This window comes from Gordonia sp. JH63, from assembly GCF_009856645.1.
Classification (GTDB): domain Bacteria; phylum Actinomycetota; class Actinomycetes; order Mycobacteriales; family Mycobacteriaceae; genus Gordonia; species Gordonia hongkongensis.
This window is the reverse complement of the sequence record NZ_CP047235.1, coordinates 1,328,709-1,342,691: the sequence shown is the minus strand read 5'-3', so window position 1 is coordinate 1,342,691 and position 13,983 is coordinate 1,328,709. Positions and strand designations below refer to the sequence as shown.

The window sequence follows — 13,983 nt, the reverse complement described above, 5'->3', positions numbered from 1 at the left end:
GGAACCACATGTCTCATCGATTCACCCTCACCCTGCGATGCCCGTCGCGCAGCGGCGTCACGCACGCGATCAGCTCGTTCCTCTACAGCCACGGTTGCGAGGTGCTCGACCATCAGCAGTACGACGACCCGATGACCCACACCCTCTTCGTACGTACCGAATTCGCGTCCGCCCACGAGTCCGGCTCGCAGCAGCTGTCGGCGGCTTTCGATCATCTCGCCACCGGTCTGGGCGCCGAATACTCGATCAACGACCAGACACCGCAGCGGATCCTGGTGATGGTCTCTCGACTGGGGCACTGCCTCAACGACCTGATCTTCCGCTGGCGTTCGGGCACCCTCGGCGGTGAGCTGGTCGCCGTCGCCTCCAACCACGCCGATCTGGCCCCGATGACCGAATCGGCCGGCCTTCCGTTTCACCATCTACCGGTCTCCCCGGAGACCAAGCCGGCGGCCGAGAACGCGATGCTCGACCTGGTGTCGTCCTACGACGTCGATCTGGTCGTCCTCGCCCGGTACATGCAGATCATCTCCGACGAGACCTGTTCGGCCCTGCGTGGCCGGGCGATCAACATCCATCACTCGTTCCTGCCGGGGTTCAAGGGCGCCAAGCCCTATCACCAGGCGCACCAGCGCGGAGTCAAGTACGTCGGCGCCACCGCGCACTACGTGACCCCCGATCTCGACGAGGGCCCGATCATCGAGCAGGAGGTCATCCGCATCGACCACACCCACGATCCGCGCCGACTCGCCACTGTCGGCAGCGACGCCGAGGCGCTGGCCCTGTCGCGCGCCGTGCGGTGGCACAGCGAGTACCGGGTGTTGATGAACGGGACCAGCACCGTCGTCTTCACCTGACCGGCCCCGGACCCGGCTCCTACAGACCCCACACCTGCCCGAAAAGGATTGTTCCCCATGGCTGCACCGAAAGTCGTGATCGTCGGCGCCGGCATCGTCGGTACCTCACTCGCCGACGAGCTCACCGAGCGCGGTTGGACCGACGTCACCGTCCTCGACCGCGGCCCGCTCTTCGCCACAGGCGGGTCGACCTCGCATGCGCCGGGCCTCGTCTTCGCGACGAATCCGTCCAAGACGATGACCGCGCTCGCCTCCTACACGATCGAGAAGTTCTCCGCGCTCACTCATCCCGACGGCTGGTGCTTCAACCCGGTGGGCGGACTGGAAGTGGCCACCACCCCGGAACGGTGGGAGGACCTGCATCGCAAGGCCGGGTGGGCGGCCGCTCGTGGCATCGAACACCGACTCGTCGACCCCGCGGAATGCGCTGCGATGCATCCGCTCCTCGAACGCGATGCCGTCCTCGGCGGCTTGCACACGCCGAACGACGGCCTCGCGAAAGCGCTGCGCGCGGTCGAGGCCCAGGCCCGCCGCGCGATGGCGCGCGGCGCCGAGTTCCGTGGCGGACAAGAGGTCATCGACGTGGTCGAGGCCAACGGCGAGGTGCGCGGGGTGCGCACCTCGACCGGAGTCGTCGACGCCGACATCGTGGTGTGCTGCACCGGTTTCTGGGGCCGCGAATTCGGCCGCCGGGTGGGACTGACCATCCCGTTGGTACCGATGGCCCATCAATACGCGATCACCACCCCCGTCGCCTCTCGCAGGGGCGTCAACTCCGCTTTGGCCGAGGCGACGTTGCCGATCCTGCGCCACCAGGACCGCGACCTGTACTACCGCGAACACGGCGACCGGATCGGCATCGGCTATTACGGTCACCGGCCGATGCCCTCGGACGTGGGCGATCTGGACCACGACACCGCGATCACGTTGGCGGACATGCCCTCCAAGCTCATGTTCACCCCGGAGGACTTCGACGACGCGTGGCAGCACTCGGTGGCCCTTCTACCCGAACTCGGCAACGGCAAGGTCGAGGAGGGCTTCAACGGGATCTTCTCGTTCACCCCCGACGGCCATTCGGTCATGGGCGAACATCGCGACCTGGCCGGTTTCTGGGTCGCCGAGGCCGTGTGGGTGACCCACTCGGCGGGCGTCGCGAAGACGATGGCGGAGTGGATGATCGACGGCATTCCCGGTGTCGACGTCCACGAGACCGACCTGTACCGCTTCGAAGACGACGCACTCACCGACGACTTCATCCTGACCACGAGTTCGCAGGCCTTCGTGGAGGTCTACGACATCATCCACCCGCACGATCAGCGCAAGGCCCCGCGCAACGTGCGTCTCAGCCCCTTCCAAGATCGCGAGGCCGAACTCGGAGCGGAATTCTGGGAGAGCGGACTCTGGGAGCGGCCCGCCTGGTACGAGGCCAACCGTCCGCTGCTCGATCAGAAGCTCGCCGACGGGCTCGTCGTACCGGAGCGCGACAGCTGGTCGGCCCGGCACTGGTCGCCTGTCTCCGTCGCCGAGGCGGCGCATACCCGCAGCCACGTCGCGATGTACGACATGACCCCGCTGACCCGGTTCGAGCTGTCGGGTCCGGGTGCGCTCGCCCTTCTTCAACACCTCACCACCAACAAGATGGACAAGTCCGTCGGTTCGGTGACCTACACGCTGATGCTCGACGAGAAGGGCGGCATCCGTTCGGATCTGACCGTCGCCCGGCTCGCCGACGACGTGTTCCAGGTGGGCGCCAACGGTCCGCTGGACTTCGACTGGATCAACCGGCACCTCCCGGCGGACGGCTCGGTCGTCCTGCGCGACATCACCACGGCCACCTGCTGTCTCGGTCTCTGGGGCCCGCTGGCGCGCGACGTGCTGGCACCGCTCACGCCGGCCGACCTCACCAACGACGGCCTCCGCTACTTCCGTGCGCTCACCACCACCGTGGCCGGAATCCCGGTGACCCTGATGCGGGTCTCGTACGTGGGCGAACTCGGTTGGGAGATCTACACTTCCGCGGCCGACGGACCGGCGCTGTGGGACGCGGTGGCAGCGGCGGGCGATCCCCACGGCATCATCGCGGCCGGCCGGATCGCCTTCAACAGCCTGCGGATCGAGAAGGGTTATCGGGCGGCCGGTTCCGACATGACCACCGAGCACACGCCCGCTGCTGCCGGGCTCGGTTTCGCCATCCGCAAGACCGCGGACGACTTCCTCGGCCGCGCCGCCCTGGCCGAGCGTGATGCGCCGAACACGCTGCGCACCCTGCGTTTCGTCGATCCGGCGGCGGTCGTCCTGGGCAAGGAGCCGGTATCGGTGGGCGGCCGGGTCGTCGGCTACGTCACCAGCGCCGGGTGGTCGGCGACGGTCGGCGCGTGCCTGGCCTACGCCTGGTTGCCCGCCGACCTCCCCGACGACACCTCGGTCGACGTCGCCTACCAGACCACCCATCACACGGCCGTCGTCATCGCCGACCCGGTGGTCGATCCTCAGATGACCCGGATCCGGAGATGAGCGGTTCCGGGTACCCACCGACGCCCGTGACCCGCCCGGGACGGCTTGCCGCGGTTCGCGACGCGGTTCCGGTCCCACCCGCCCCGACCGGTACCCTGGGCGCTGCGATGACTGAGCAGAGTGCGGAGACCGAACGTCCGGGGGGCGCGGTCGATCGGGCACTGCAGGTGTTGGAGCTCATCGGGTCCGCCGGGTCGGCCGGCATCACCGAACTCGCCGTCGAGCTCGGCGTCCACAAATCCACCGTCTCCCGAATCGTCTCGTCACTCGAGGCACGCGGTTTCGTCGAGCAGGTACCGGACGGTCGCAAGTACCGGATCGGCCTCACGGTGGTCCGCCTCGCCGGGTCGACGATGGCAACCCTCGACATGACCAGATGTGGGCAGGACACCTGTGACGCGCTGGCCGCGCAGACCGGTGAGACCACCAATCTCGCCGTCCTCGCCGAGTCGCAGGCCATCAACGTCGTCGAGGCCAAAGGGCCGTCCGCGGTCGCCCTCCGCACCTGGGTGGGCCAGGCCTCCCCCGCTCACGCGACGTCCTCGGGGAAGGTCCTGCTCGCAGGTCTGTCCGAAGACGAGGTGCGCGAGACCTTCGCGGGCGGGTTGACCAGGTTCACCGACCACACGGTCGTCGACATCGACGACCTCGTCGCCGACCTGCGCGAGGTCGAGCGCCGGGGTTGGGCGATGGCGGTGGAGGAACTCGAGGTCGGCCTGGTGGCGATTGCCGCACCGGTACGCGATCACACGGGCACCATCGTGTGGGCCCTGAGCGTCTCCGGCCCGCGCTATCGGCTCGACCCGGACGACACGGAGGAGCTGACCGCGACCGTCGTCTCTGCGGCCGCCGATCTCAGCCGCATGTTCGGCTACCGTGCGGCGGGTTCGGCCAGCGCCCCCGGGATCATCGAGAAGTCGTGACGTCGGCCGGCCGCCGCCCACGTGGCCGCAGTCGGGGAGATCTGGTCCACTGGAGAACATGCGCGACGTCCTGCGGTCCCTGACCGAACTTCTCGACGGCGACGACGCGCGTCCGGTCGCACTCTGCCGGGTCGTCGGCGCGTCGGGATCGGCACCCCGCGAGCTCGGCGCGGCCATGATCGTGACCGAGGACGACACCGTGATCGGTTCGGTCTCCGGTGGCTGCGTCGAATCAGCTCTCGTGCACACCGCTCGCGACGTCCTCGCCGACGGGGTCGCGATCGTCGAACAGTACGGCATCGACGACCCCGACAGTCCCGCGCCGGGTCTGACCTGCGGCGGGCAGATCGAAGTTCTCGTCGAACGTGTCGCACCGAGCAGCGGTCGGCGCGGCCAGCTCGACCGACTCGCGGCGGCGATCGATGCCGGCGAACCCGTCTCGTGGGCCACGACCCTCACCGACGAGACCGACTGGTACTTCGCCACCGCCGCCTCACAGCAGCCGTGGCGCCGCCTCGACCGCGACGTCGCCGACCTCCTCGCCACCGGCCGGAGCGGCCTCATCGGCATCGACGACTGCGATGCCCCGTCCGACGAACGTCCCCGGACCTTCGTGCAGACCTTCGGGCCGCCGGCCCGGTTGATCCTGGTCGGCGCCAACGACTTCGTGCGTGCACTCAGTTCGATCGGGGCCGGTCTCGGCATGCGGGTGACGGTCGTCGACGCACGACCGGTGTTCGCCACCCCCGAACGCTTCCCCGACGCCGACGAGGTCGTCGTCTCCTGGCCGGATCGCTATCTGGCGGAACAGATCCAGGACGGCCGGGCGGGTCCGTCGACGGCGGTCTGCGTGATGACGCACGACCCGAAATTCGACGTACCGACCCTGCAGGTGGCACTCGGCTGCCGGCAACTCGGCTTCGTCGGTGCACTCGGGTCGCGGCGGACGGTCGCCGATCGCGACCAACGCCTCCGCGAGGCGGGCGTCGACGACGTCCGACTCGACCGGCTGCGCTCACCCCTGGGCCTCGATCTCGGCGGGCACACCCCGGGCGAGGTCGCAGTCGCCATCGCGGCGCAACTCATCGCCGAGCGGCACGGCGCCACCGGCGCACCGCTGCACGCCGGCGACGGACCGATCCACCGCCGGTAGCGTCGGCCTCCGGGTCAGGACCCGGTGAACCGCGGCGGACGCTTCTCGGCCCGGGCCGCGCGGCCCTCCCGCAGGTCGTCGCTCTCCCACGCACGCATCATCGCCGCCGCCCGATCCTCGGGCGCGGCGTCGCGCGCACCGTCGCCGTTCAGGACGAGCTTGTAATGCTGCAGCGTCAACGGGGCGAGGCCGGCGATCGTCTCCGCCCAGTGCTGCGCGTCGGCGAGGTCGCCGATGCGGTTGGCGAACCCGAGTGCGTGCGCACGGTCGGCGGTCAGCGGATCGCACCCGATCAACATCCCCCGGGCCTGCCCCGCCCCCACCAGCGACACCAGGCGTCGGATGGTCCATTCGTCAACGGCGACACCGAGTTTCGCCGCCGGTATGCCCGCGATCGCATCCGGCGCCATCACCCGGAGGTCGGCGGCCATCGCCAGCTGCAATCCTGCGCCGATCGCAGAGCCGTTCAGCGCCGCGAGCACGGGCACCGGGGATGACTCGATCTTCTTCAGCGTCCCGACGAGGGTGTCGAGGAAGCCCTTCTCGTACACGGGACCGGACAGGTCGGCGCCGGCACTGAACACCGGCCCCCGCCCGGTCACCACGATGGCGCGTGCGCCGGACCCGAGTGCGGCGTCGAACGCATCGGACAGGCCCGCGAGCATCTCGTCGTTCAGGGCGTTGCGCTTGTCGGCCCGGTCCAGCTCGATCGTGACGACCGCCCCGTCGGTGGTGGAGTGAATCATGGGCCCCAACCTACCCACCGCACCCATTCGACACGTCGTGACAAGGTGGGGACGTGCAGATTTCCCCGGCCGGCGCAGCGCCCGCACCGCACTCGGATGTGTTGATCATCGGCGGCGGACAGGCCGCACTGTCGGCGGCCTATTTTCTCGGGCGGTTCGGCCTCGGCGCTCGCTACCAGATCCTCGACCACGCCCCCGGGCCCGGCGGGGCCTGGCAGTTCCGGTGGCCGACGCTCACCCTCGCCACCGCCAACCGCGTCCACGACCTGCCGGGGTGGGGCCTCGTCGAGGCTCTCGGCCTGGACTGTGACGAGCTCCCGGCGGCCACCGCCGTCCCCGAGTACTTCGGGCGGTACGAGGAGAAGTTCGGCCTGACCGTGCATCGACCCGTGCACGTGCGCGCCGTACGCCGCGAGGACGACGGTTTCCGCGCCGAGCTGGGCGTCGGCGGGTCGGTCACCTCGAAACTCATCGTCAACGCCACCGGCACCTGGGACCGTCCGTTCATCCCACATATCCCTGGAGCCGCCGATTTCCGCGGCCGGCAGCTGCACACGCACGACTACACATCGCCCGCGGAGTTCGAGGGCAAGCGGGTCCTGGTCGTCGGCGCGGGCATCTCCGCCGTCCAATTGCTGATCGAGATCGCCCGGGAGGCGCCCGGCAGCGAGACGTTCTGGTGTTCCCGGCGCGAGCCCGTCTTCAACCCGGAACCGTTCACCCCCGAGCAGGGGCGCGAGGCCGTCGCCCGCGTCGAACGGCGGGTGCGCGCCGGGCTCCCGCCCACCTCGGTGGTGTCGGTGACCGGGCTGGCACTCACCCCCGCGATCGCGGCCGCGCAGCGCGACGGAATCCTCGCGTGGCGTCCGATGTTCACCCGCATCACCGAGACCGGGGTGTGCTGGGACTGCGACGGACCATCCGGCGACTCCCCCGATCACCCGGACGTCCCGGAGCACCTGGATGTCGACGTCATCTTCTGGAACACCGGTTTTCGCAGCGCCATCGACCATCTCGCCCCGTTACGCCTGCGCGCGCCGGGGGGCGGCATCACGATGTCCGGCCGCCTCGCGACGGTCGTCGACGCCGATCCCCGGATCCAACTGCTCGGCTACGGCCCGTCGGCCTCGACGATCGGGGCCAATCGCGCCGGGCGGGAGGCGGCACGGGTCGCGGCCGAGCTGCTCGGGGTGCCCTCACGCTCTTCTGGGAACACGGCGTAGTTGCCACCACTTGACAAGTTGTTGTGTTTTCACAACACTGAGTCAGGTGAGTCCAATACGCCGTGGGGAAAAGCTCCCCATCTACAACCGCATCGGCGTGCTGCGGGCGGAGCGTCGGATGTCGCGGGCCGAACTCGCCGCAGTCGTCGGCATCAACGTCCAATCGGTGGGCGCACTCGAGCGCGGCGACAACTACCCCAGCCTCGACCTGGCGTTCCGCATCTGCGACGTCTTCGACCTACCGGTGGAGGCGGTGTTCAGCCGGCACGAATTCGGGGCGATGTCGTCGGCGCTGTACCGGCGCCAATCGTCGCCACGTCAAGACCTGCATCCAGCCACCCACACCGACGAGTCCGGAGGTGAACGATGAACGACCCCAATTCGGCCATCCCCGAGGAGGCCACACCCGCCCTCTGGCGCCGCTACGAGGAGTGGCGGGGCCGCCGGCACCAGGAGTTCAACGACAAGAACGCCCACCGCCTCACCTCGTGGCGCACCCGGCGAACCTATCGACGACTCGTCCTCGTGCAGGCGTTCTTCGCCATCCTGCTGATCCTCAGCTCGACTCTCGCGTTCTTCGACACCGGAATCTTCCTGGTGCCCTTCCTGGTCGGACTCGCCGGCATCATCACGACCCTGTACCTGACGCGGATCGTCACCGGGTCGATCGCCGACACGCCGGTCACCGCTCTCGACGAGATCCAGGTGGCGCAACGCAATTCGGCGCGTTCCATCGGTTTCACCGTCCTGTACAGCCTGATGTTCATCCCGTACGCGGTGCTGGTCGTCCTCAGCTTCGACGACCAGGTGTCCGGCCAGGCGGTCTACGGATCGGCCATCCTGCTCATCACGCTCGTCCTCGCCGCGATCTGCGTGCCCACCATGCTCACCGCGTGGTGGATGGCCGATCCCGATCCCGAGGACTTCGCGTCATCGACATCCGACCCGACCACCATCCCCAGTGAGGAGAGTGCGCAATGACCGCACCACTGATCGTCGACGGGCTCCACAAACGCTATGGAGACCTCATCGCCCTGCGCGACATGACCTTCTCCGTCGACCCCGGTGAGATCTTCGGGTTCGTCGGCAGCAACGGCGCCGGCAAGTCCACCACGATGCGCATCATCCTCGGCGTGCTGGCCGCCGACGCCGGAGAGGTTCGCCTCGGCACCCAGCCGATCGACCTCGATCTGCGTCGACGAATCGGGTACATGCCCGAGGAGCGAGGCCTGTACCCCAAGATGAAGGTCGGCGAACAGCTGACCTTTCTCGCACGGCTGCACGGGATGTCGGCGGCCGAGGCGCAGGATTCCGTCCAGCGGTGGACCGATCGCCTCGGCGTGGGCGCCCGCTACGACGACAACGTCGCCGACCTGAGCCTCGGCAACCAGCAGCGGGTCCAGCTCGCCGCCGCCCTGGTCCACGATCCCAGCGTCCTGGTGCTCGACGAGCCGTTCTCGGGCCTGGACCCCGTCGCCGTCGACGTGATGAGCGACGTGCTCAAAGAGAAGGCTGCCGAGGGCATCCCGGTGATCTTCTCCTCGCACCAACTCGACCTCGTGCAGCGACTCTGCAACCGGGTGGGCATCATCGCGCGCGGTGAGATGCGCGCCCTCGGCACGGTCGACGACCTGCGTGCACGCGAGGGCATCACGCTCGAGATCACCGGGCCGCGTGCCGATGTCGCGTGGGCCGACTCCCTGCCCGGTGTCCGCGGCGTCGACTACCGCGAGACGACCCGCCTGCTGATCGACCCTGAGATCGCCGACGATCAGCTGATCCTGGCGACCGCCCTCCAGAACGGGCCGGTGCACCGGTTCGCGACCTCGACCCCGTCCCTGACCGACCTGTTCCGAGAGGTGGTTTCCGCATGACCACGCTACCCGACACCCCGGTGTCCACCACCGGTTCCGATCCGAGAGCATCTGCCGCACAGGCGATCCGACTCGTCGCCGGCCGCGAGATCACCACGCGCGCCAAGACCAAGTCCTTCGTCGTCAGTACCGCGCTGCTGATGATCGTGATCGTCGCCGGGTCCATCATCATCAACCTGTTCTCCGGCGGCGACGACGTCGAGAAGGTCGCCGTCGTGGGTCAGCCGGCCGCCGTCACCGAATCCATCGTCTCCGTCGGTGAGGCCTCCGGCACGACGATCGCCACCGAGCCGGCCGACACCGTCGAACAGGCACGCGATCGGGTCAACAGCGGCGACGTGAAGGCCGCGCTGGTGCCCGGAGAGACGCCGGGATCGTATGTGATCATCACCAAGGACAGCCTCGAACCGGCTGTGGAGGGCCCGATCCGCACCGCGGTGTCGCAGGCGAATCTCTCTGCGGCACTGGCCGAACGCGGTGTCGACGCCGCCGCCCTGCCGACCGTGGACATCTCGGTCTCGCAGACCGAACCGGACAACCCAGACGAGGGACAGCGCCTGCTCATCGCGATGGTCGGCGTGGTGCTGCTCGTCACCGCGATCATGATGGGCGGCACGATGGTCGCCGTCGGCGTCGTCGAGGAGAAGACGTCGCGCGTCGTAGAACTGCTCCTGGCGACCATCAAGCCGCTGCATCTGTTGTGGGGCAAGATCATCGGCATCGGTGTGGTCGCCCTCGGGCAGGTGGTACTGCTCGGTGCCACCGCGCTGATCGCGGGAACCGCGACCGGAATCCTCACCCTTCCGGGCGCCGCCATCGGGATGTTCGCGGCGGTGATCGCCTGGTTCATCCTCGGCTTCCTGTTCTTCTCCTCGCTCTACGCGGCAACCGGGGCCATCGTCTCCCGGCAGGAGGAGCTGAACTCGTCGTCCGCGCCGCTGACATTCCTCGCGGTGGCGGTGCTGTACTCCGGCATCTTCGGTGTGCAGGCGATGGATTCGACGTTGATCGAGGTGCTCAGCTGGATACCGCCGTTCAGCGCGGCGCTCATGCCGATGCGCATCGCGACCGGTGACACCGATGCCGTCCAGATCATCGTCACCTTCGGCCTGATGGGCGCCGCGTGCGCGGCCGCCACCTGGATCGCCGCGCGGATCTACCAGCGGTCCATCCTGCGCACCGGCTCGCGGATCGGCTGGGGCGAGGTGCTCAAGCTCGCCCGCTGAGCCTGAGGAGCGAGCTTGCGAGCGTCACCCTCCGATCCCTGAGGAGCGAGCTTGCGAGCGTCACCCTCCGATCCCTGAGGAGCGAGCTTGCGAGCGTCACGAAGGGTCCTGTTGCGATGCGTGGCAGGACCCTTCGCCGCGCCCTCCGCTGGTTGAGCCGGCAACGAGCCGCCAGGCGAGTCGCCCACCCCCGCTGGTTGAGCCGGCAACGAGCCGCTAGGCGAGTCGCCGTGTCGAAACCACCTGGCGACCCGACGATCTCAGCCACCACCGACCCGGACGGCACCATACCGCAACGCCCAGCGCACATTTCGTCTACGACGATGTCATCTGCTGTGGAGACTCATCCAGGTTTTGTCGGTGGTCGGGTTTAGATTGGTTGGTAACAGCTCACCCAGCTCGGGGCGGGTGACGAAACCGGCGTCGGGGGGGCGTTGTGCGGGTGTGGACCGATCTACCGGGCGAGTACACCGCCGGGGTCGATCCTGCCCACGCCGCCGAGACCGACATGGTCATGTTGATGGCCGGCCTCGACGCCACCCGGCGCGGCGAGTCCTACCTTGCCTGGCACCGCTATCAGACGATCGCAGCGATGACCGACCGCCTGATCACCACCAGCGCGTCCGGGTTCGTGATGGACGGTCACGCTGACTGCGCCGCCCGCATCGCCCGCCAAGCCGGGGTGTCCCGCCGCCACGCCGAAACCCTGATCGACGAGGCCATCGCACTACGCGACCGGCTCCCCGAGGTAGCTGACACCCTGCGTGACGGGGTCTTGGCGCAGTGGCAGATCCGGTTGGTCATCTCCCGCACCGAGCTGATCCCTGCCGATGACCCGATCACCCCCGCGTTGGATGCCGAGATCGCCGACACGGTGCGTCGCCGTACAGGTGTGTGGGATCGGGCGCGGTTGCGGGACATGGTCGACCGCCTGGTGTTCCGCCACGATCCGGATGCGGTACGTCAACGCCGCAAAGACGCGATGGATCAGCGTGGGGTGTGGACTCACGAACTGCCCGACGGCACCGCCGAACTCACCGCCGTGATGTCGGCGGAAAACGTGCGGATCTCGGCCAAAGCCGTCGCCATCCTCGCCGACTCCGTCTGCAAGCGAGACGGCCGCACCCAGGGGATACGACGATCCGATGCGATGTTCGCCCTGTTGACCCGCACGGCATTCGACTGCCAGTGCGACGATGAACAGCCGTGCACCGCCGACATCCCCGACCCACAGAGCGTCCTCGACGCGGTCCGCGCCGAGGTCGTGATCCATGTGGTGACCGATGCCACGACCCTGGCCGGGGCACCCGGGGTGGGGTTCCTCGACGAGCACGGCATCATCAGCGATGAGCATGTCCGTGACCTCGCCGCCCGCCCCGACGCCACCCTCACCCCGGTCACCCCCGCCCGCACCCAACCCACCTACGTCGCCCCCAGCACCAACGACGCCGACCAGCGGCGGACCGCCCAGCGCCCGGCACCAGCCGAGGACACCCGAGCCGACGCCGCCACGACCGGCGCACACGGCGAAAACGGAACGGACGCAGCCGAACCCGATCGACCCGTCGAGACCACCGCGAGTGTCGCGGTGGTGTATCCGGCTACGCACCCCGGCAACGGGTACCGGCCCACCACGGCGTGCGCCGACTTCGTACGCGTGCGGGACGGATACTGCACCGAACCCGGCTGCACCCGTTCAGTATTCGCCTGCGATCTCGACCACGTCACCGAATACGACCACACCGACCCCGCCCGGGGTGGAGCGACGTCGAGTGAGAACCTCAACGCCAAATGCCGACCTAGTCACCTGTTCAAAACCCACGGGGACTGGGTCGATGTGCAATACCGCGACGACGACGGACGCCTGGTCACCGAATACGAGACCCCCGAAGGGGTCACCCTGCCCGGCGACGCCGAAACCCTCGAAGACACCTTCCCGAACCTGCGGCGTATCCGGTTCGACCAACCCGCCCAAGCCCCACCCACCCCGCGGGTGATCACCACCGACAACCCAGAGCGCACACACAGCCGACTGGACGCCAAACTGGCCCGCCGGCGACAAGAACGCGCCCGCAACAAGAAACGACGCGAGGCCGAACTCGAAGCCGACCGTCGCGACTTCCTCGAGAACCCGCCACCATTCTGACGGACTCGTCCTCTGAGATCAGCTAGATCTGGCCGAAACGGCGGAGCGCTTCCTCACGCTCGGCCTTGTGATCGACCATCGGCTCGGGATAGTCGTCGGCTTCGACGTCACCGACCCAGCGTCGGACGTACTCGCCGTCGGGATCGAACTTCTTGGCCTGCGCCTCGGGGTTGAACACCCGGAAGTACGGCGCCGCATCGGTTCCCGTACCGGCGGCCCACTGCCAGCCGTGGTTGTTCGACGCCATGTCACCGTCGATGAGCTGCTCGAGGAACCATTCCGCTCCCCACCACCACGGCAGGTGCAGGTCCTTGACGAGGAAGGACGCGGTCACCATGCGCACCCGATTGTGCATGTACCCGGTCTCCGCGAGCTGACGCATCCCGGCGTCGACGAGCGGAAAACCGGTACGCCCTGCCTTCCATGCGTCGAAACGCTCGTAGGCCTTCTTGTCGGTGTCGAGGTCGATGCCGTCGAACTGTCGATTCCAGTTGTGCCACAAGCTATGTGGCCAGTGGAACAGCACGTCGGCGTAGAAGTCGCGGAAGGCGAGTTCGCGTAGATACGCTTGCGGCCCCTTGCCCTTGCCGAGATCGGCGGCCATCGTGCGGGGATGGATGTTGCCGTACTTGAGATACGCCGACATCCGGCTGGTGCTGTCACCCGCGGGATCGTTGCGGCCGGAGTCGTAGTCGGCGAGACCGTCGTCGACGTACTCGGCCCACCGCTCGAGCGCCGCGTCCTCACCGGCGGGCAACGACAACCCGGTCGGCGACTTCGGTATCTTGATGCGCCCGGTCTTCGTCAGCTCGGACGGATCGACGATCTTCTTCGCAGGCACCGACGAGTCGGCGGGCGCACGCCAGCCGTGGTCACGCCACCGCTTGAAGTACGGGGTGAAGACCTTGTACGGCTCGCCGTCGTCTTTGGTGACACGACCGGGTGAGACGAGGTACGGCGACCCGGTGGCCACGAGCTCGATGTCGCCGAGCGCGTCGGCGACGGCCTCGTCGCGTCGGCGGCCGAACGGGGCGAAGTCCTCGGAGATGTGCACCCGTTCGGCGTCGACCGCCCGGGCCAGCTTCGGGATCTCGACCTCGGGTCGGCCCCGCACGACGAGCAGCTTGCCGTCGAGCTTGTCGTCCAGTTCCCGCAGGGAGTCGAACAGGAACGCGAGCCGCCGCTCGCCCGCGGACTTCTCCAGCCGCGGGTCCACCACGAAGCACACGAGGACCGACGAATCGGTCCTCGAGGCGGCCGCGGCGAGCGGCGGGAGGTCACTCAGGCGTAGATCGCGCCTGAGCCAGACCAGTTCGGTGGC

At 68.4% G+C, this 13,983-nt stretch carries 12 protein-coding genes; 10 read left to right on the top strand and 2 right to left on the bottom strand.

The features are described from left to right. The first annotated feature begins 8 nt into the window (after positions 1–8). From purU to GR168_RS06070, 4 genes are all read left to right on the top strand, one after another. Positions 9–857 carry a formyltetrahydrofolate deformylase gene (purU, locus tag GR168_RS06085; RefSeq protein WP_068972041.1) on the top strand — a complete coding sequence of 283 codons (849 nt, stop codon included), beginning with the start codon at positions 9–11 and terminating at the stop codon, positions 855–857. 57 nt (positions 858–914) lie between these two features. Continuing rightward, on the top strand, positions 915–3,371 hold the full coding sequence (locus GR168_RS06080) for an FAD-dependent oxidoreductase (RefSeq protein WP_159370299.1): 2,457 nt from the start codon (positions 915–917) through the stop codon (positions 3,369–3,371). A 107-nt stretch (positions 3,372–3,478) separates the two neighbouring features. Next, the gene (locus GR168_RS06075; RefSeq protein WP_068972052.1) at positions 3,479–4,294 is read left to right on the top strand and encodes an IclR family transcriptional regulator; all 816 of its coding nucleotides are present in this window, start codon (positions 3,479–3,481) and stop codon (positions 4,292–4,294) included. Between the two features lie 58 nt (positions 4,295–4,352). Continuing rightward, positions 4,353–5,447, top strand: a complete 1,095-nt coding sequence (locus GR168_RS06070) for an XdhC/CoxI family protein (protein WP_159370298.1) — start codon at positions 4,353–4,355, stop codon at positions 5,445–5,447. Positions 5,448–5,461: 14 nt separating this feature from the next. Here the strand turns inward: GR168_RS06070 and GR168_RS06065 are convergent, their stop codons facing one another. Continuing rightward, a complete protein-coding gene (locus GR168_RS06065; protein ID WP_137810982.1) occupies positions 5,462–6,193 on the bottom strand; it encodes an enoyl-CoA hydratase in 732 nt (243 codons plus the stop codon). 53 nt (positions 6,194–6,246) lie between these two features. On the opposite strand from GR168_RS06065, the gene GR168_RS06060 reads away from it, so the two are divergent. From GR168_RS06060 to GR168_RS06035, 6 genes are all read left to right on the top strand, one after another. Beyond that, complete coding sequence (locus GR168_RS06060) at positions 6,247–7,416, top strand: NAD(P)-binding domain-containing protein (RefSeq protein WP_159370297.1); 1,170 nt, start codon at positions 6,247–6,249, stop codon at positions 7,414–7,416. Positions 7,417–7,462: 46 nt separating this feature from the next. Next, the gene (locus GR168_RS06055) at positions 7,463–7,786 is read left to right on the top strand and encodes a helix-turn-helix transcriptional regulator (protein ID WP_159370296.1); all 324 of its coding nucleotides are present in this window, start codon (positions 7,463–7,465) and stop codon (positions 7,784–7,786) included. Next, positions 7,783–8,397 (top strand): hypothetical protein, encoded by a 615-nt coding sequence (locus tag GR168_RS06050; protein WP_159370295.1) that lies wholly within the window; start codon positions 7,783–7,785, stop codon positions 8,395–8,397. The genes GR168_RS06055 and GR168_RS06050 overlap by 4 nt, the downstream gene beginning before the upstream one ends. After that, entirely contained in the window at positions 8,394–9,290 is an 897-nt protein-coding gene (locus GR168_RS06045) for an ATP-binding cassette domain-containing protein (protein ID WP_159370294.1), read from the top strand. The genes GR168_RS06050 and GR168_RS06045 overlap by 4 nt, the downstream gene beginning before the upstream one ends. Next, on the top strand, positions 9,287–10,516 hold the full coding sequence (locus GR168_RS06040) for an ABC transporter permease (RefSeq protein ID WP_065630772.1): 1,230 nt from the start codon (positions 9,287–9,289) through the stop codon (positions 10,514–10,516). Before GR168_RS06045 ends, GR168_RS06040 begins: the two co-directional genes overlap by 4 nt. Positions 10,517–10,958: 442 nt before the next feature. Next, positions 10,959–12,662, top strand: a complete 1,704-nt coding sequence (locus tag GR168_RS06035) for an HNH endonuclease signature motif containing protein (protein WP_159371844.1) — start codon at positions 10,959–10,961, stop codon at positions 12,660–12,662. A gap of 22 nt (positions 12,663–12,684) precedes the next feature. Here GR168_RS06035 and GR168_RS06030 read toward each other — a convergent pair whose 3' ends face one another. After that, positions 12,685–13,974, bottom strand: coding sequence for a deoxyribodipyrimidine photo-lyase (locus tag GR168_RS06030; RefSeq protein WP_159371843.1), 1,290 nt, complete (start codon positions 13,972–13,974; stop codon positions 12,685–12,687). Between the last annotated feature and the right edge of the window lie 9 nt (positions 13,975–13,983).